Here is an 18,568-nt window from a genome sequence, read left to right on the forward strand (position 1 = left end):
CCGGCGCCCGCGCGCGGCGTCGAGCCAGCCTTCAGGTAGCTTCGCCGATCTGCGCGGTGGCGTCGATCAGCAGTTTGCCGAGCACGTGCTCGTCGAACAGCGCGAAGTGCTCGGCGCGGAAGACCAGCGACAGGCTGCTGTTGATCTCGCCGCTGCTGGCGGTGCGGATCGGGGCGGCGATGCCGACGAAACCGGCGTCGAGTTCGCCGCGCGAGATCCAGTAGCCGGTCTCGACGATCTGCTGGCAGTGCCGCCAGAACTGCGTCCAGTCGGCCGCGAACTCGCCGAACGCGGCGTTGTGCCGTTCGTGCAGCCGTTTCAGGCGCGCGCGCGACATCGCGGCCACGATCACTTTCGACGACGCGCCCTGGAACAGCGGCATGATGCGGCCGCGGCCGAAACCGAGCTGCAGGTTCTCGGCGCCGGTTTCGTGCATGACGTTGATGATCTGTTCGTCGAACAGCGTCGACACGAGCGCATCGCCGCCGGTGACCTGGACCAGTTTCTGGATGACGGGCTTCGCGGCGGTGAGCGTCGGGTCCGACTGCCGCATGTTGTAGTCGAGATGGATGATGCGCGGGCCCAGCGTATAGCGGCCGTTGGTGCCGACGAGCAGGCCGACGGAAGCCAGTTCCTTCACGTAGCGATAACACGTGGTGCGTGAAAAACCCAGGTGTTCGGCGATTTCCTCGGCGGTCATCGACGTCGCGGACGAAGAGAAGACGTCGAGGATGGACAGCATTTTGGTGAGGCTCGACATGACGTGATCCGGAAATCAGGCGGCTTGCGGCAATGGAACGGGACGATCGGAAACGGCTCGCGCCGCGCCGCGGTCGCGGGTAACGCGACACATCGGCGACGGCAGGGCCGTAGTCTAACTTAAGTCGTGGTGGCGGCAACCGGACTCGCATCAAGGAAGGCGCGTGACACATGCCACTGACGGTCCCGAGATCGCGTCGCGTCGAATCGATATGGAATCCTATGTTGACGATGAAGATGACGCAACCCGGTACGGCCTGCGTGCGGTCCGGCTCGCGGACGCGACGCGCGAAAATTCGAGGAGGAGAAGAAGATGGGAACGTGGTTGAAGATGATGGCGCTGTGCGGCTGCGGTGCGGTTTCGCCGGTGTTCGCGCAGTCGAGCGTGACGCTCTACGGTTCGCTGGACACCGGCATCACCTATACGAGCGACGTCGCATCCGCGCCGCACGGCGGCCGCCAGCTCGCGCTCCAGGCGGGCGTGTCGCGCAACGACGTGTGGGGTCTGACGGGCAGGGAAGATCTCGGCGGCGCCAACTTCGCGGTATTCCGGCTCGAAAGCCAGTTCCAGACATCGGACGGCACGCTGACCGTGCCGGGCTCCGCGTTCAGTTCGCAAGCGTACGTCGGGCTCGGCGGCGACTGGGGCACCGTGACGCTCGGGCGGCAGTTCGATTTCGTCGGCGATCTCATGCCGTCGTTCGCGATCGGCGCGAACACGCCGGCCGGGCTGCTCGCGTGGGGCTTGCCGGCGAACGCGCCGGCGGGCGGCGCGCTCGACAACCGCGTGTGGGGTGTGCAGGTGAACAACGCGGTGAAGTACGTGAGTCCGACGTTCGGCGGTGTCGCGTTCGGCGGCATGTGGGGGTTCGGCAACGTGCCCGGCACGGTCGCGCGCGGCAGCGTGCAAAGCGCGATGCTGTCCTACACGCAAGGCGCATTCAGCGCCGCGCTCGCCTATTTCGGCCAGCACGATGTGACTGCCGGCGGCAATCTGCGCAACTTCTCGGGCGGGGCCGGCTACAACGTCGGGGCGTTCCGCGTCTTCGGCATGGTGTCGGACGTCCGGATCAGCGCCGCCGCGCCGCTGCGCGCCACCACCTACGACGCCGGTTTGACCTATGCGGTCACGCCCTCGTTGCAGCTCGGCGGCGGTTTCCAGTACCAGCAGCGCGGCGGGGACATCGGCTCGGCCAACCAGATCACGCTGAGCGCCGACTATTCGCTGTCGAAGCGCACCGGGCTGTACGCTGTGTTCGCGCGCGGGCACGACAGTGCTTACGGCGCCCAGGTCGAGGCCGCGCTCGGCGCAGCGGCGGCAGGCGCGTCGCAGACCGCGGTGCGCGTCGGGGTGCGGCATCAGTTCTGACCGCACGGGAAAGCACGGGTTGCCGCGTGCGGCAACCCGGCTCGCGGGTCGCCGCGCTCAGAACCGGTGCATCATCCCGATCCGCAGCGCCAGCTGGTTGCGGCCCGACGACTGCCCGGCCGTGCCGAGCACGTGCGCATAGTCGAAGTCGGTACCGGTGTTGCCGGTCGCATGCTGGTACGCACCCTGGATGTAGGTCGAGGTCCGCTTGCTGAGGTCGTAGTCGAGCATCATCGACAACTGGTGCCAGCTCGGCGATGCGTCGCCGGCCGTCGTGGCGACATGCGCGTGCGTGAACGTATAGGCGGCACCGAGCCAGAGGTCCGGCCGGAAGAAATATTGGCCGTTGACCTCAAAGTTGTCGAATTTCCAGGCGTTCTGCGTGCCTGCCGCGGGCGGGTTCGCGAAGTAGAGATTCGACTCGGGGTGGGTCACGTCGACGTGCGAATACGCGGCGGAGAGCGTGAACGTGTCGCTGAACTTGTATGACGCGCCGGCATCGATGTTCTGCTGCGAGCGGCCGCTGAATACCGTGTCGTCGCTCGACAGCGCGCCGCCCGCGGTCGCGCCGCCGTTGTTCGCCTTCAGGTAGGCGACGGCGGCGGAGAACGCGCCCATCTGGTACTGCACGGCCGCGCTGTAGACGCGGTTTCGCGCGAAGCCGCCCGCCTGGTTCGAGAGGCCGTAGAGCACTTCGCCCTTGAAGCCCGCATACGCAGGCGACACGTACTTGACGCTGTTCTGGATGCGGTAGTCCCAGTCGGCGTTGTCGTTGTCGTACGGGTGCGCACCGAAGTCGCCGAGCCAGTTTCCGGTGGCCGTGAAGGGGCTCCACATGTCGAGCGTGGGGTCGTACTGGCGGCCGAGCGTGAGCGTGCCGAACCGGTCGGAATCGAGGCCGACATAGGCCTGCCTGCCGAACATCCGGGACGTCACGCCGAGCGCGCCCGTACTTGCGTTGAAGCCGTTTTCGAGCTGGAACAGCGCTCTCAGGCCGCCGCCGAGGTCTTCGGTGCCTTTGAGTCCCCAGTTGCTGCCGACGGTGTCGCCGCTGACCATCTGGTAGGCCTTGCTGCCGCCCGCATTGCTCGTGAAATTGACGCCTTCGTCGATCAGCCCGTACAGCGTCACGCTGCTCTGCGCATGGGCCGTCAGGCTGAATCCCATCGCGCCGGCGGCCGATACGGCCGCAATCATCTTCTTCATCGTCGATCTCCAGGTGAGCGCCGGATTGCCGGCGCGGTACCGGTTTCGAGGGCGTGCAAGGGCATCGGACGCCCGAACCGGTCAGGTAGTAGTTAGTAAAACGAATCAAGGAAAATGCAGGAAACCGGGCCGCCGTCACCAGGCGGCCCGAAGGCGAATCCCGACCGGGCCGCGCGCCCGGACGGCGGCGTTACAGCATCCGCCGCAGCACGTCGTTTTCCGGATTGCGGTCGAAGAACCGGTGTTTCAGCGCGCCGAGAACGTGCAGGACGATGAGCGCGAGCAACGTGTAGGCCAGCGTCCGGTGCAGCCACTGGAACGCCTCGAACCAGTGGTCGTTTTTCGGCAGCAGCTCAGGCACGCGGAACAGGAAGAACGGCACGCCGTCGCTCTGCGTATAGGTACTGGACATCGAATAACCCATCAGCGGCACGACGATCGCCAGCGTGTACAGCAGGATGTGGCCGATCTTGGCGAGCTTGCGGTCGAGCCTCGGCAGGCTCGCTGGCAGCGGCGGCAACGGCTTCATCGAGCGGATCGCCAGTTGCGTGACGACCACCAGCAGCGTGAGCACGCCGAATTCCTTGTGGGTCGGGTAGTACCAGTCGAATTTGGCCGGCAGGTTGTCGTCGAGCCGGACCATGGTCCAGCCGGTCCACAGCTGCGCACCGATCAGGATCGCCCGGGCCCAGTGCAGCAGCCGAAGGGCGAGCGGGTATTTCTCCACCGTGAATGCAACGGCCTGGTTTTCCATTTGGCGTGTGATCCTCGAAAACGAAATAACGGCGGGCGGGGCGCCGGGCATCGACGTCCCGCGAGGGTGCCCATCGGCGCGCGGGGGCATGGCCATGCGCACGAACCCGGGATGCCGGGCCCGTGCACGAAGGCCGGCGGCGTCAGGCGATCGACCGCGAATCCGCGCAGCACGCCTGCAGCGCCTCGCGCAGCGTGACCGCGATGAAGTCGGCTTCGTCCGGCAGCAGCGTCAGCGGCGGCGACATCACGACCTTGTTCGCGATCGCGCGGACCAGGACCCCGCGCTTGCGTGCGGCATCGGCCACGCGCGCCGCAAACCCCTGGCCCGGATCGAGCGGCGTGCGGCTGGCCTTGTCGGTCACCAGATCGAGCGCCAGCATCAGCCCCTTGCCGCGCACGTCGCCGACGGTCTCGAAGTCGGCTTTCAGCGGCTGAAGCTGCTCGAGCAGGCGCTGGCCGACCCGTGCCGCATTGCCCGGCAGATCCTCGGCCTCGACGATGTCGAGCACCGCGAGCGACGCGGCGCACGCGAGCGGATGCCCGCTGTACGTGTAGCCGTGCATGACCACGTGCGAGAAGCCCGCGCCGTGTTCGATCGCCTGCGCGATGCGCCCGTTGTACAGCGTCGCGCCGAGCGGCACGTAGCCGGCCGAAATCCCCTTGGCGACGCACAGGATGTCGGCGGCGACGCCCCAGCCGCGACTGCCGAGCATGCTGCCGGTGCGGCCGAAGCCCGTCACCACCTCGTCGGCGATCAGCAGGATGCCGTTGCGGTCGCATACGTCGCGCACGCGCGCCCAGTAATCGGCCGGCGGGACGATCAGGCCGCCCGCGCCCTGGACCGGTTCCGCGACGAACGCGGCGATGGTCTGCGGACCGTGGAACGCGATCGTTTCCTCGAGCTGTCCGATGCAATGCTCGACGAGCTGCTGCGGATCGTCGCAGTTCCACGGGTTGCGATAGAGCCAGGGCGTATCGAGCAGCACGCAGCCGGGCAGCAGCGGGCCGTGATTGTAATGGTAGACGCCGTTGCCGCCGATCGACGTGCCGCCCATGTGCACGCCGTGATAGCCGTTGCGCAGCGACAGGAATTTCGTGCGCGACGGCTCGCCCGCGGCGATCCAGTACTGGCGCGCCATCTTGAGCGCGGTTTCGATCGCGTCGGATCCGCCGCTGCCGAACATCACGCGCTGCATGTCTTCCTGCGCGAACATCGCGCACAGGCGGTCGGCCAGGTCGTAGACGCGCGGGTGGGCGACGCCGTCGAAGGTCTGGTAGTACGACAGTTCGTCCATCTGCCGGGCGATCGCGCTTTTCACTTCCGGCCGGTTGTGGCCGACGTTGACGTTCCACAGGCCGCCGACGCCGTCGAGCATGCGGTGGCCTTCGACGTCGTATACATAGTTGCCGTCGCCGCGCGCGATGACGACGGTGGGGGTCGTATGCCCGGCGGCCGCCGAGCTCATCGGATGCCAGAATCGTTTTTGACGCGTTTGATAGTCCATGGTGTCTCTCGTCTCTCTTACGAAGTGCTTGAACAGGAGGCGGCGCGGTGTGCGCCGCGGGATCACAGGGCTGCGGTGACGATCTTTTCCTCGAGGTACGAATCGAGCGCGGCCTTGGACAGGTCGCGCCCGATCCCGCTTTGCTTGGTGCCGCCCCACGGCAGGCGCGCGTCGATCGGGCTCCACGCATTGATCGCGACGGCGCCGACGTCGAGCCGCTCGGCGACGCGGTGCGCGGTGCCGACGTCCTGCGTCCACACGGAAGCGGACAGGCCGAACGGCGTGTCGTTGGCAATGCGGACGGCGTCGTCCTCGGTGTCGAACGGCATGACCATGCCGACCGGGCCGAACACTTCGTCACGGGCGATCCGCATGCCCGGATGGACGTCGCCGAGCACCGTCGGGCGCATGAAGCAGCCGCGCGGCGGCAGCTGTTCGTCGCCGGCCAGCAGCACGGCGCCTTCGGCGAGCGCGCCGTCGACCAGTGCGCGGACGCGTGCGAGGTGACGCGGGTTGATGAGGGCGCCCATCTGCACGCCGGGCTCCGACGGCGGACCGACGCGGATCGCGCGGGCCGCATCGGCGAGCCGCGCTTCGAGTGCGGGCGCGATCGAGCGATGCGCGAGCACGCGCGAGCCGGCGGCGCACGTCTGGCCCTGGTTCGCGAACATGCCGGCCATCAGCGACGGGAGCGCACGGTCGAGATCGGCGTCCGCGAAGACGATCTGCGCGGCTTTTCCGCCCAGTTCGAGCGTGACGCGCTTGAAGGTCTTCGCCGCGGCGCCTGCGATCGCGCGGCCCACTTCGGTGCTGCCCGTGAAGCTGATCTTGTTGACGAGCGGGTGAGCGACCAGTGCGGCGCCGACTTCCGCGCCCACGCCGTGGACGATATTGACGACCCCGGCAGGGAGGCCGGCTTCGCATGCGAGTTCGCCGAGCCGGGCCACGGCCAGCGGCGCATCCTCCGACGGCTTGACGACCACCGTGCAGCCGGCCGCCAGCGCCGGCGCGAGTTTCCACACGGCGATCATCAGCGGCGCGTTCCACGGGATGATCTGGCCGGCCACGCCCACCGGCGCACGCCGCGTGTAGCTGAGCGTCGGGCGGCCCATGAAGCCGTCGGTCGGAATCGTGCGGCCCTCGAGCTTGTCGGCCCAGCCGGCGAAGTAGCGCAGCGTGTCGATGCACATCGGAAGGTCCATCATGCGCATCTCGGCGAGCGGCCGTCCTTGTTCGACGGCGAGCAGCTGCGTCAGCGCATCGCCGTCGCGTTCGACCAGGTCCGCCAGCCGCAGCAGCCAGCGGGCTCTGGCCGGCCCGCCCGCGCGGGCCCACGCGTCGTCGTGCAGGGCATCGTGCGCGGCACGCGCGGCGCGATCGACGTCTTCGGCGCTCGACGCGGGCACCGCGGCGACGTAGTCGCCGGTTGCCGGTGCGAGTTTTTCGAAGGTGCGGCCGGCGGAGGCATCGCAATGCCGGCCGCCGATCAGATTCTGAATTTTCATCATGGTGTCCGTGTTTCCCAGGGGCGAATCGTCGGACCGAACCGGTGGCGGCGAGGGCAGCGGCCACGGTGCGGCTTCAACGTCGCTTTCACTGTATGTCGATGAAATCGCGGGCCTTGTCCGCTATCGGCAATCGTTGCGAGGCGATCGGGACAGGGAATACCCGCGCCGGCGCGACGCAGCGGGCGCGGGTCGCCGGCACCGGGACATCGTCGACGGGGCGTCGTGCGACGGCGGTGCCGTGCGGCACCGTCCGGGGGCGGCTACTGGACGGCGCGCCCGAGTTCGCGGTACAGGTCGGGATCGCTGCGCTTCAATCGCAAGGCGGCGCGGATGCCGAGCGCGCCGACGGCGACCAGGAAATACGGAAACATCGCGACAAAGGTGGAATCCGATCCGCTCAGCACGGACAGGTTGCGTACGACCAGCACGAGGCAGGCACCGAGCGCGATCATGCTGACGAGCGGCGCGATCAGGCGGTGCACGACGCTGGCATCCCGGCGATCGCGCGCGAAGAACGCGATCACCGAGGCCGCCACGAGGATCTGCACCGCGATGATGCCGATCGTGGCCAGCGCGCTCATCCACGAGAATACGACCGCGAACGGGTCGAGGTGAAAGGCGGCCGATCCGGCGATGGCCGCGAGCGCGATCAGCGTCTGCACTTTGCCGGCGACGTCGGGGCAGCGATGCACGGGGCACGTATGGCCGAGCTTGCGCCACAGCACACGTTCACGGCCCATCGCGTAGAAATAGCGCGTGATCGTGTTGTGGAACGACAGGATGGCCGCGAACAGGCTCGTGACGAGCAGGACGTTCATCGCGTCCGTCGCGATGCCGCCGAGCAGCCGGCCGCTGACGGCAAACCAGAGATTGGCCGGGTCGTGGGCCGCCTGCGCGGCGATCCGGCTCTCCCCCCATGCCTCGACGATCGCCCACGACGACAGCGCGTAGAACGCCATGATCAGAAGCACGGCAACGTAGGTCGCGCGCGGAATCGTGCGCTTCGGGTCGCGTGCCTCCTCGGAGAAGATCGCCGTTGCCTCGAAACCCATGTACGAGCCGAGGACGAACACGAGCGCGGTGCCCAGCCCTGGCGCGAACACCGTCGACGGGCTGAACGGTTTCGCGCTGAAGCCGCCGGTGCTCGCGCCGTGCGCGACGATCGCGAGATCGAGCAGCATCACGATCGCGATCTCGCCGATCATCAGCATGCCGAGCAGCCGGCCGCTGAACTCGATGCGCCGCGCGCCGCAGACATGGACGGCGGCGACGCAGGCGAGCGCGAACGCCCACCACGGCACGTCGACGCCGTAGTGGCGCTGGACGCTGTCGTTCAGGAAGAAGCCGAACATGCAGTAGATCGCGATCTGCACCGCGTTGTACGCGACGATCGCGACGAACGCGCCACCCACGCCGGCCGGACGTCCGAGCCCGTTCGCGATATACGCGTAGAACGCGCCCGCATTGGAGATATGCCGGCTCATCGCGGCATAACCGATGCTGAAGATCAGGTACATGATGCCGGCCAGCACGAATACGCCGGGCACGCCGGGGCCGTTGCCGAGCGAGAATGCCGCGGGCGTCGCGCCGACCATCGCGGTGAGCGGCGCGGCCGCGGCGACGACGAAGAAGACGATGTGTGAGAGTCCGACCGCGTTCCTGCTGAGCCCCGCGTCGGACCGGGATGACGATTCGTTCATGAGTAGTCCCGCTGACCGGATCGTCCATCAGGAATCGACACCGGCATGTCTGATCAATATCCCGGTGCCGCGGGCCGATCCTGACGAACCGGCCATGGAGGCTGATGTCCGCCGGCGACACCGGTGTGCGCTTGGCCGGCCGCCCGGTGCAACGCACCGCGGAGCAGGCCGACGACGCAATTTACGGTGCCGAAAAACCGGGCGTTGTCCGCTATCGGCAATCCGCATGCGTCGGGCGGCAGGGGATTACCCGGATGCGGCGTCACGGCGCTTGCGCACGGACTCAGCTCAGGCGCGGCGTATGCGACGGCAACTCGTGGAAATGTTGCTGGTAGTACGCGGAGAAGCGCCCGAAGTGGCAGAAGCCGAATTGCGCCGCCGCGTCGCCGATGCGTATCGTCTCGGGCGTCGTCATCAGGAAGCGCCGCACCGCGTTCAGCCGGATCGAGCGGAGGTAGGCCGTCGGCGTCGTGCCGACGACGTTCTGGAAGCTGTATTGCAGCGTGCGGCGGCTGATGCGCAGGTGGTGGCAGAGATCGATGACGGTCGGCACGTCGTCGCTGTCGAGCGCGATCTCCTGGCTGCGACGCACGATGTAGCTTTGCGTCGATGCCGACGGCAGCGCACCGGCATCCGACGCGTCGGTCTGCACGAGGTCGAGGAGGATACCGACGACGCTGTGCGCGAGCACGCGTTCGTCGAACGCATCGCGTGCCGTGAGCGAATCGCGGTCTAGCGCCTGGCAGAGTACCTGCTCGAGGCCGTCCAGCGCATCGCGGTAACGCGCGGGCGCGATGGGGAGTACCGGCTGCTGCAGGATGCGCGCCGGCAGGTGCGCGAGTTCGTCGACCTCGCGATCGGCGGTGAGGGTGCGATCGATCGTGAAGGCGAGCACTTCGGTGTCGCTCGGAAGGTGCGCGACGAATTCCTCGCCGCCGCGCAGCGTCAGCAGGCTCGGGCGCTCGACGGTACGGCCCTGGACCACCGGCGCAACCGCACTGGCGATCGGCAGTGCGAAGCAGAGCCGGCCGCGCGGCGCGAGTCCGTGCTGCATCACGCGCTGGTTGATGCGTTCGCGAAAGACGTGAAAGCGCTGGCCGGCGACCTGGCGCAACGTGGTCGTGGCCGTGCCCGGACTGATCTGATCGTAGTGCTGCGACCAGTTTACGATCGCCTGCGAATGGAGGAACACATCCGAGAAGCACAGTGTTTCAGCGTGCAGGTTCATGGCGTGGCTAATGCATTCCGTCTCAAATTCGACGCCGGCCGAAGCCGGCTCATGCTGCCAGGCGCGGGCAGCGGGCTCGCGCCATGCGCGCGGTTCGCCTGGATGGCTTCCGAAGGTGCCGTACGACGCGGCCAGTTTCCCCGACGATCATATCCAGAAAAAAACACGGGGGGAGGCGATCTCAACCCTCGGTGGCCTATTTTTTGTAAATCTCATTATAGGGGATTGTATTTATTTTTATGATGGGGTTTACATAGGGTGTCGCGCGATACCTTGCACGCGGGAAAGAGGGCCTGGTGATCGAATTTTTCGATATTTATTACGAAACTGACGGGTTCGGGTTGCGGCGGCATCGCGTGCGTAGCGTCCAACGGCCTCTCTCGTGTTAACTACCGATAAATACCGAATTGCGGGATTTGTATAATCATCCGGCAAAGCTTCGCCCGCTCGTGCGCGCGCAACGTGTGTCGACGCCATCGCTGGCGGCCCCCACGCAATGCAAACGACGGTCGACGCATTTCCACATACCGGGAGCGGTCCATGTCCGAGTCATCCCCTGCCTTCTTGTATCGTCGGATCGCGCTACGCGTGATTCCGTTTTTGTTCCTCTGCTACGTCGTCAACTTCGTCGATCGCGTCAACATCGGGTTCGCCAAGCTGCAGTTCCTGCAGGACCTCGGCTTGAGCGAAGCCGTATTCGGCTCCGCGGCGGCCATCTTCTTCATCAGTTACGCCGCATTCGAGGTGCCGAGCAATCTGCTGCTGGCGCGCATCGGCGCGAGCCGCACGCTCATGCGAATCATGGTGCTGTGGGGCCTCTGCACGGTCGCGCAGATGTTCGTGACCGGCAGCGCGTCGCTGTATGTGGTGCGTTTTCTGCTCGGCGCCGCCGAGGCCGGCTTCTTTCCGGGCCTGATCCTGTACCTGTCGTACTGGTTTCCGGATGCGGTGCGCGCCCGTGTCAACAGCGTGCTGCTGCTCGCCGTTCCGGTCGCCGGGATGATCGGCGGGCCGCTGTCCGGCTGGATCATGGCGCACATGCAGGACGCGATGGGGTTGCGCGGATGGCAGTGGCTGTTTCTGATCGAGGGATTGCCGGCCATCGCGCTCGGGCTGGTTGCGCCGCTGATGCTGAGCGACCGGCCGGAACAGGCGGCATGGTTGTCGCCGTCGGACCGGCAGGCGCTCTTGCGCGATCTTGACGCGGAGCGGGCCTCGGCCGTGATCGGCCATGGCCGGGTGGGCGTTCTCGACATTGTCCGCCACGCGCGCGTGCTGGGGCTTGCGGCGATCTATTTCTGCGTGTACGTCGGGATGGGCACGGTGACGTTCTGGTCGCCCACGGTGCTGAAGGCGGCCGGGGTGACGAGTGTCGCCGGAATCGGTTGGTTATCCGGATTGATTTCCGTGTTCACGATGATCGGCAATGTGGCGATCGCATGGAGTTCCGACCGGTACGGCGAGCGCCGGTGGCATACGGTGGCCTGCATGCTCGTCACCGCGTGCGCTCTGCTGTTCCTGCGCTTCGCTGTCGGCCATGTCTGGCTCACCGTGACCTTGCTTGCGATCGCGCAGCTGTGCGCGTTCACCGTGCCGATCGTGTTCTGGACGATTCCGGCTGCCCAGCTGACCGGCCGGGCGGCGGCAGCGGGCATCGCGGTCATCAGCATGCTGGGTTCGCTCGGCGGCGCGTTCGGTTCCTGGCTGGTCGGCGCCCTGTTTGCGCGGACCGGCGCGCCGTATGCCGGGCTCGCCGTGGTCGCGGGGCTGCTGGTGGTCGGCTCGGTGCTGGTGACGAGCCTGGTCCCGCGCTCATTGCCGCCGCGCCGCACGGCGAGCGAACGGGCGGCGTTGCAGGGCGTCGAATAGCGCGTGACCGGGCCTGCGTGTCGCGACGCCAATGGCCTACCCTCGGGGTCGCGGGCTTCGGCTCGCGCGAATCGGCCGGCCCCGGTCGTACGTGACGCGCGATGACGCTGCCGTGTTCACGCGGCAAGCGCCGGAATTTTTCAGCGGAGTCCGGGACGGAGATTGGGACGGATATCGGGCCGGCCTCGTTTGGCAACGCGCTCGCCCGCATGTGCCGACGCCCGCAGCGGTCAATCCGGATCGGCTTTCAGCCCACCCTCGATCCACCGCGCTTCCGACGCGCGAAGATGCGCGCGGATGGCCGTCTGCGCCGCGATCGGATCGCCGGCCTGTAGCGCGAGGAGCACGTCCTCGTGCTCGCGCACGGCGGCCGTCCACGTCTGCGGATTCTCCGCGTGGCCGCGCATCGCGGTCGCGATCGGGTCGTGGCGGCTGTCGAACAGCTCGCCGACGAAGCGGGTGAGCACCGAATTGCCGGCGGCTTCCGCGATCAGCATGTGGAACTGCCGATCGGCTTCGACCGGCGATTTGCCGGCTTCCGCGAGCCGCTTCATGCGCTGAAGCGTGCGGCGCAGGCGGTCGAGCATCGCGGCCGTCATCCGCGCGGCGGCCAGCGCGGCCACGCTGCCTTCGATGGCCGCGCGGGCCTGCATCAATTCCGACGGACTGTCGCCGAGCGTGACCATCGTGCCGACATCGTCGGCCGCCGTGTCGCGGACATAGACGCCCGAGCCCATCCGGATCTCGATCTGCCCGCCGATTTCCAGCGCGATCAGCGCCTCGCGAAGCGACGGGCGCGATACGCCGAGCGTCAGCGCCAGCTCGCGCTCCGGCGGCAGCCGCTCGCCGATCGCGAATTCGCCCTGGCGAATCAACGCGACGATCTGGGCCGCGACCGATTGGTAAAGCCGCTTGGGTTCTGTCGATTTCATCCGATGGATTGGGGTCAATGCGCTTTCGGCGCAAGCGCGTGTCGCGGAGTCTATCACGCCCGCCGCATCGCCCTTTTCAGTGGCGGGTTCATCCGGATGTCCGGGTTTTCACTATTGGTAAGATCAGGATTGAGATAGTTAAATTGGCTTGACCAAAAAATGGGTTTGATTGATGTAATCCCTCCAAATTGGACTGACCAGACGAAGCCGAGGTCGATCCGCCCCCAGGAGACGCAATGGCATTGCCTCGCAATCTGCCCGGCCAGGCCGCGCAGGACGAAACCGACCGGGAGATCCTGCGCCTGGACGGCATTCGCAAGCGCTTCCCGGGCGTCGTGGCGCTCGACGGCATTCGCCTCGACCTGCGCCGCGGCGAGGTGCATGCGGTGTGCGGCGAAAACGGCGCGGGCAAATCCACGCTGATGAAGATCATCAGCGGTCAGTACCTGCCCGACGAGGGCGTCGTTCACTATCGCGGCGCACCGGTGCAATTCCGTTCGGCCTCCGAAGCGCAGGCGGCCGGCATCGCGATCATTCACCAGGAACTCAATCTCGTCCCGCACCTGAGCGTGGCGGAGAACCTGTTCCTCGCGCGGGAGCCGCGGCGCGGGCCGTTCGTCGATACGAAGCGCATGAACGCGGACGCGGCGCGCTGCATCGCGCGGATCGGCCTGAATGTCGCGCCGACGACGAAGGTCGGCGTGCTGTCCATCGCGCAGCAGCAGATGGTCGAGATCGCGAAGGCGCTGTCGCACGACGCGCGCGTGCTGATCATGGACGAGCCGACGTCGTCGCTGACGGAGTCGGAAACGGTGCAGCTGTTTCGCATCATCGAGGAACTGCGGGCCGACGGCGTGGCGATTCTGTATATCTCGCATCGCCTCGACGAAATGGCGCAGATCGTCGATCGCGTGACCGTGCTGCGCGACGGGCGCCATATCTCGACGGACGATTTCGCCGACGTGAGCCTCGACGACATCGTCGCGCGCATGGTCGGACGCACGCTCGACGACGCCTATCCGTCCCGGCAATCGGTGCCGACGGACGACGTGCTGCTCGACGTGCGCGCGCTGCGCCGGGACGGCGTGTTCGGACCGGTGTCGTTCGCGTTGCGCCGCGGCGAGATCCTGGGTTTCGCGGGATTGATGGGCGCCGGCCGCACCGAGATCGCCCGCGCGATCTTCGGCGCGGATCGCCCGGACGGCGGCACGATCGCGCTGCACGGCCGGCCCGTGACGATCCGCTCGCCGCGCGAGGCGATCCGGCACGGCATCGCGTATCTGTCGGAGGACCGCAAGAAGGAGGGGCTCGCGCTGCCGATGCCGGTCGCGGCGAACCTCACGCTCGCGAACGTGCGCGGTATCTCGTCGCGCCTGGGCTTCCTGCGCTTCGACGACGAGCTCGAGGTGGCGCGCCGCTACGTGCAGGACCTCGCGATTCGCACGCCGTCCGTGCACCAGCGCGTGCGCAACCTGTCCGGCGGCAACCAGCAGAAGGTCGTCATCGGCAAATGGCTCTACCGCGGCTCGAAGATCCTGTTCTTCGACGAACCGACGCGCGGGATCGACGTCGGCGCGAAGTTCGCGATCTACGGGCTGATGGACCGGCTCGCCGCCGACGGCGTCGGCGTGGTGCTGATCAGTTCGGAACTGCCCGAACTGCTCGGCATGACCGACCGGATCGCCGTTTTTCACGAAGGTCGGCTGACCGCGTTGCTCGACACGAAACACACCAGTCAGGAGGAGATCATGCACTATGCGTCGGGGCGTTCCCATGCTTGAAATGACATCCGATCGGAGCCAGGCCGACGAGCGGGCGGCGCGACAGCGGCGGCGCGACCTGATCCAGAAGTTCGCGGCGCTGGGCAGTCTCGTCGTGCTCGTGTTCGCGTTCTCGATATCGAGCGCGGCATTCTTCTCGGTCGACAACCTGATGACCGTCGGCCTGCAGGTGACCTCCATCGCCTATCTGGGCGTGGCCGCGACCTGCGTCATCATCACGGGCGGCATCGACCTGTCGGTCGGCTCGGTGCTCGCGCTGGCCGGCGTGTGCGCCGCGCTGCTGGTCAAGGCGGGCGTGCCGGTGCCCGCCGCGATGGCGGCCGGCATCCTGGTCGGCGCGCTGTGCGGGCTCGTCAACGGCATCTGCGTGACGCGCATGGGCTTGCCGCCGTTCATCGCGACGCTCGGCATGATGCTCGTCGCGCGCGGCATCGCGCTCCAGATCACGGGCGCCCGGCCCGTATCGGATCTCGGCGACGCGTTCGGCGCGCTCGGCAACGGCGCGCTGCTGCGGATCTCGCACATCGGCGCGGACGGGTTCCCCGACACGACGTTTCCCGGCATTCCGTATCCGGTCGTGATCATGATCGTGCTGTTCGTCGTGGTGTCCGTGCTGCTGTCGAGGACGTCGCTTGGCCGTCACATCTACGCGGTCGGCTCGAACGCCGAGGCGGCGCGGCTGTCGGGCGTGAATGTCCAGGGCGTGAAGCTGTTCACCTACGTGCTGTCCGGCGCGCTCGCGGGCGTGACCGGCTGCGTACTGATGTCGCGGCTCGTCACCGGGCAGCCGAACGAAGGCGTGATGTACGAGCTCGACGCCATCGCCAGCTCGGTCATCGGCGGCACGTCGCTGATGGGCGGCGTCGGCACGATCTCCGGCACGGCGATCGGCGCGTTCGTGATCGGCGTGCTGCGCAACGGCCTGAACATGAACGGCGTGTCGAGCTTCATCCAGCAGATCATCATCGGCGTCGTGATTCTGGGCACGGTCTGGATCGACCAGTTGCGCAATCGCCGGCCCTGACCGGCAGCAAGCAGTCCCTACCAACGAGAAGCGGAGCGAGACATGAACAAATCCATCCTGCTGGCGGCCTCGGCGTGCCTGTTCGCGGCATGCAACAGCGGCGCGTATGCGGCCGGCGGCGAGATCGCGGTGATCGTCAAGACGGTCAATTCGAACTACTGGCAGAACGTGCAGAAAGGCGCGAAGGCGGCGCTCGACGGGGCCGGCGGCTACACGATGACGTTCCAGGGGCCGGCGGCCGAATCCGACATCAGCGGGCAGGTCAACATGGTCGACAACGCGGTCACGCGTCATGTGGCGGCCATCGTGCTCGCGCCGTCCGATCCCGATGCGCTCGTACCCACGATCAAGAAGGCGTGGGAAGCGCACATTCCCGTCGTGCTGATCGACTCGGCCATCTCGGATGCCGGCAAGCCGTACTACCAGGCGTTCCTGTCGACCGACAACGAGAAGGCGGGGGCGTTGTGCGCGAAGGCGCTGATCGATCGTGTCGGGCAGTCCGGCAAGATCGCGATCATGTCGTACGTGCCGGGCGCGGGGTCCGAGGTCAGCCGCGTCGGCGGCTTCCGCAAGTACATCGAGCGCCACTCGAAGCTGCAGATCGTCGGCCCGTATTACTCGCAATCGCAAATGGCGACCGCACTGAACCAGACGACCGACGTGTTGTCGGCGAACCCGGACCTGAAGGGCATCTTCGGCGCGAACGAGCCGACCGCGGTCGGGATGGGCCGTGCGCTGAAGCAGTCGGGCAAGGCGGGCAAGGTGGTGGCGATCGGGTTCGACGGCAACGAGGACCTGCAGGGCTTCGTGCGCGACGGCACCGTGCAGGCGATCGCCGTGCAGGGCTCGTGGCAAATGGGGAACCAGGGCGTGCGCACGGCGCTCGACGTGATCGCGCGCAAGCCCGCGCCGAAGCTGATCGATACCGGCGTCGTGATGGTCGACAAGCAGAACCTCGATTCGCAGGCGTCGAAGAACGTCCTGTACTGACCGCCCATGCGTCCTTTCCGTACTACCTGTCACGCCTCATGAACGCAAACGATACGCGCACCTTGCCGCGCAGCGGGTTGACGGTATCCGCGCTCGGTCTCGGCTGCTCGCAGCTCGGCGGCCTTTATCGTCCGATGTCGGCGGCCGATGCCGCGTCGCTCGTCGACGCCGCGTGGGCGGCGGGCCTGCGCTATTTCGACACCGCGCCGTATTACGGTTACACGCTGTCCGAGCGGCGCGTGGGCGCGGGGCTTGCCCCGCGCGAGCGCGGCGCCTTCACGCTCAGCACGAAGGTCGGACGGCTGATGCGCGCCGACGCGAGCGTGCGGCCGGGCGACGACGGCTGGGCCGAGCCGCTGCCGTTCCGGCCCGTCTACGACTACAGCTACGACGGCATCATGCGTTCGCACGACGACAGCCGGCAACGGCTCGGGCTCGCGCGGATCGACATGCTGTACGTGCACGACATCGGCGCGATGACGCACGGCGAGCGCCATGCGCACTACTGGGATCAGTTGACCAGCGGCGGCGGGTTCCGCGCGCTTGAGGCGCTGCGGGCGGGCGGCGAGATCGGCGGGTTCGGTCTCGGCGTGAACGAATGGGAAGTCGCGGCCGATGCGCTGAACGAGGCGGCGCTCGACGCGGTGCTGCTGGCTGGCCGCTACACGCTGCTCGAACAGACGGCGCTCGAACCGCTGCTCGACACGTGCGCCCGCGAAGGGACGGGGATCGTGATCGGCGGCGTGTTCAATTCCGGCGTGCTCGCCGGCAACGGCAAGTTCAACTATTCGGATGCGCGTGCCGACGTGATCGACAGGGCGACGCGCCTCGACGCGCTGTGCCGGCGCTTCGACGTGCCGCTTCCCGCCGCCGCGTTGCAGTTTCCGTTCGGCCATCCGGCGGTCGTGTCGTGCGTGATCGGCGCGCGCAGCGTGGCCCAGCTGACGCAGAACATCGAATGGTTCGAGCGCGCCGCGCCGGCCGAACTGTGGGACGCGCTGCGCGATGAAGGTCTGATCGACGCGCACGCGCCGGTTCCGGGAGCGCACGCATGACCGTGCGCATCGACGCCCATCAGCACTACTGGCGCATCGGCGCGCGAGCCGGCAACTGGCCGCCGGCCGAGCTCGATGCGATCCATCGGGATTTCGGCCCCGCCGATCTGGCGCCGCTGCTCGACGCCGCGCGCATCGAGCGCACCGTGCTCGTGCAATCGTTGCCGAGCGAAGCCGACACGCACTATCTGCTCGATCTCGCGGCCGACACCCCGACGGTCGGCGCCGTGGTCGGCTGGGTCGACATGAAGGCCGACGACGCGCGGGCGCGGATCGCGGCATTTGCGTGCGCGCCGAAGGCGCGCGGCCTGCGGCCGATGCTTCAGGATCTGCCCGACGACGCGTGGATCGACGATCCGAGGCTGGATCGCGCGGTGGCCGCGATGCTTGAGCATGTGCTGAGTTTCGACGCGCTGGTGATGCCGCGCCACCTCGACGCGCTGCATGCGTTCGCGCGACGCCATCCGGATCTGCCGATCGTGATCGACCACGGCGCGAAGCCGTTCGTCGAGCGCGGCGAACTGCAGCCGTGGCTGTCGTCGATGCGCCGGCTGGCGAGCCTGCCGAACCTGCATTGCAAGCTGTCCGGCCTGTGGACGGAGGCCGGGCCGTCGGCCGGCCTGGATGCCGTGCGGGCGCGCACGCGGCCGTATGTTCGCGCGCTGGCCGAGCTGTTCGGGCCGACGCGATTAATGTGGGGCAGCGACTGGCCGGTGCTGCGGCTCGCGTCGACGTGCGGCGGCTACGGCGAATGGCTGGCCGCGTGCGAGGACGATTGCGCGCGGTGGCTCGGCTCCGCGGCGCTGGCCGGCCTCTTCGGCGGCAACGCGCGCCGCTTCTACCGGATCGACACCGCACGCCACGACGAATGAACCCCGAACGAAAG

The 18,568-nt window shown here is 67.5% G+C and carries 15 protein-coding genes; 7 read left to right on the forward strand and 8 right to left on the reverse strand.

From position 1 onward, the window contains the following. Positions 1 to 31: 31 nt before the first annotated feature. A complete protein-coding gene (locus WJ12_RS20085; protein ID WP_034191825.1) occupies positions 32 to 760 on the reverse strand; it encodes an IclR family transcriptional regulator in 729 nt (242 codons plus the stop codon). Between the two features lie 312 nt (positions 761 to 1,072). Between WJ12_RS20085 and WJ12_RS20090 the strand changes: the two genes are divergently transcribed. Further along, entirely contained in the window at positions 1,073 to 2,128 is a 1,056-nt protein-coding gene (locus WJ12_RS20090; RefSeq protein WP_059562567.1) for a porin, read from the forward strand. A gap of 57 nt (positions 2,129 to 2,185) precedes the next feature. Here WJ12_RS20090 and WJ12_RS20095 read toward each other — a convergent pair whose 3' ends face one another. From WJ12_RS20095 to WJ12_RS20120, 6 genes are all read right to left on the reverse strand, one after another. Next, positions 2,186 to 3,334: a porin gene (locus WJ12_RS20095; protein WP_059562570.1), complete on the reverse strand. Its 1,149-nt coding sequence runs from the start codon at positions 3,332 to 3,334 to the stop codon at positions 2,186 to 2,188. Between the two features lie 190 nt (positions 3,335 to 3,524). Continuing rightward, a complete protein-coding gene (locus WJ12_RS20100; protein ID WP_059562574.1) occupies positions 3,525 to 4,088 on the reverse strand; it encodes a cytochrome b in 564 nt (187 codons plus the stop codon). 142 nt (positions 4,089 to 4,230) lie between these two features. Further along, positions 4,231 to 5,595 (reverse strand): aspartate aminotransferase family protein, encoded by a 1,365-nt coding sequence (locus WJ12_RS20105; RefSeq protein ID WP_034191821.1) that lies wholly within the window; start codon positions 5,593 to 5,595, stop codon positions 4,231 to 4,233. A gap of 62 nt (positions 5,596 to 5,657) precedes the next feature. Next, positions 5,658 to 7,103: an aldehyde dehydrogenase family protein gene (locus WJ12_RS20110; protein WP_059562577.1), complete on the reverse strand. Its 1,446-nt coding sequence runs from the start codon at positions 7,101 to 7,103 to the stop codon at positions 5,658 to 5,660. 260 nt (positions 7,104 to 7,363) lie between these two features. Further along, a complete protein-coding gene (locus WJ12_RS20115; RefSeq protein WP_059562580.1) occupies positions 7,364 to 8,803 on the reverse strand; it encodes an APC family permease in 1,440 nt (479 codons plus the stop codon). Positions 8,804 to 9,086: 283 nt separating this feature from the next. Next, positions 9,087 to 10,031, reverse strand: coding sequence for a helix-turn-helix domain-containing protein (locus tag WJ12_RS20120; RefSeq protein WP_059562584.1), 945 nt, complete (start codon positions 10,029 to 10,031; stop codon positions 9,087 to 9,089). A 540-nt stretch (positions 10,032 to 10,571) separates the two neighbouring features. Between WJ12_RS20120 and WJ12_RS20125 the strand changes: the two genes are divergently transcribed. Beyond that, positions 10,572 to 11,900 carry an MFS transporter gene (locus WJ12_RS20125; protein ID WP_049028483.1) on the forward strand — a complete coding sequence of 443 codons (1,329 nt, stop codon included), beginning with the start codon at positions 10,572 to 10,574 and terminating at the stop codon, positions 11,898 to 11,900. A gap of 230 nt (positions 11,901 to 12,130) precedes the next feature. On the opposite strand, the gene WJ12_RS20130 is transcribed toward WJ12_RS20125, so the two are convergent. After that, positions 12,131 to 12,832, reverse strand: a complete 702-nt coding sequence (locus WJ12_RS20130) for a FadR/GntR family transcriptional regulator (RefSeq protein ID WP_059562587.1) — start codon at positions 12,830 to 12,832, stop codon at positions 12,131 to 12,133. Between the two features lie 236 nt (positions 12,833 to 13,068). Between WJ12_RS20130 and WJ12_RS20135 the strand changes: the two genes are divergently transcribed. The 5 genes from WJ12_RS20135 to WJ12_RS20155 are packed head-to-tail and all read left to right on the forward strand — an operon-like array spanning position 13,069 to position 18,554. Then, positions 13,069 to 14,613: a sugar ABC transporter ATP-binding protein gene (locus WJ12_RS20135; protein WP_059562590.1), complete on the forward strand. Its 1,545-nt coding sequence runs from the start codon at positions 13,069 to 13,071 to the stop codon at positions 14,611 to 14,613. After that, positions 14,606 to 15,637 (forward strand): ABC transporter permease, encoded by a 1,032-nt coding sequence (locus WJ12_RS20140; RefSeq protein WP_034191814.1) that lies wholly within the window; start codon positions 14,606 to 14,608, stop codon positions 15,635 to 15,637. Before WJ12_RS20135 ends, WJ12_RS20140 begins: the two co-directional genes overlap by 8 nt. 42 nt (positions 15,638 to 15,679) lie before the next feature. Next, the gene (locus tag WJ12_RS20145) at positions 15,680 to 16,627 is read left to right on the forward strand and encodes an ABC transporter substrate-binding protein (protein WP_059562593.1); all 948 of its coding nucleotides are present in this window, start codon (positions 15,680 to 15,682) and stop codon (positions 16,625 to 16,627) included. Between the two features lie 38 nt (positions 16,628 to 16,665). After that, on the forward strand, positions 16,666 to 17,682 hold the full coding sequence (locus tag WJ12_RS20150) for an aldo/keto reductase (RefSeq protein ID WP_059562596.1): 1,017 nt from the start codon (positions 16,666 to 16,668) through the stop codon (positions 17,680 to 17,682). Further along, positions 17,679 to 18,554 (forward strand): amidohydrolase family protein, encoded by an 876-nt coding sequence (locus tag WJ12_RS20155; RefSeq protein WP_059562599.1) that lies wholly within the window; start codon positions 17,679 to 17,681, stop codon positions 18,552 to 18,554. Before WJ12_RS20150 ends, WJ12_RS20155 begins: the two co-directional genes overlap by 4 nt. The last annotated feature ends 14 nt before the right edge of the window (positions 18,555 to 18,568 follow it).

Origin of the sequence: Burkholderia seminalis, from assembly GCF_001718535.1 — a bacterium.
GTDB lineage: Bacteria > Pseudomonadota > Gammaproteobacteria > Burkholderiales > Burkholderiaceae > Burkholderia > Burkholderia seminalis.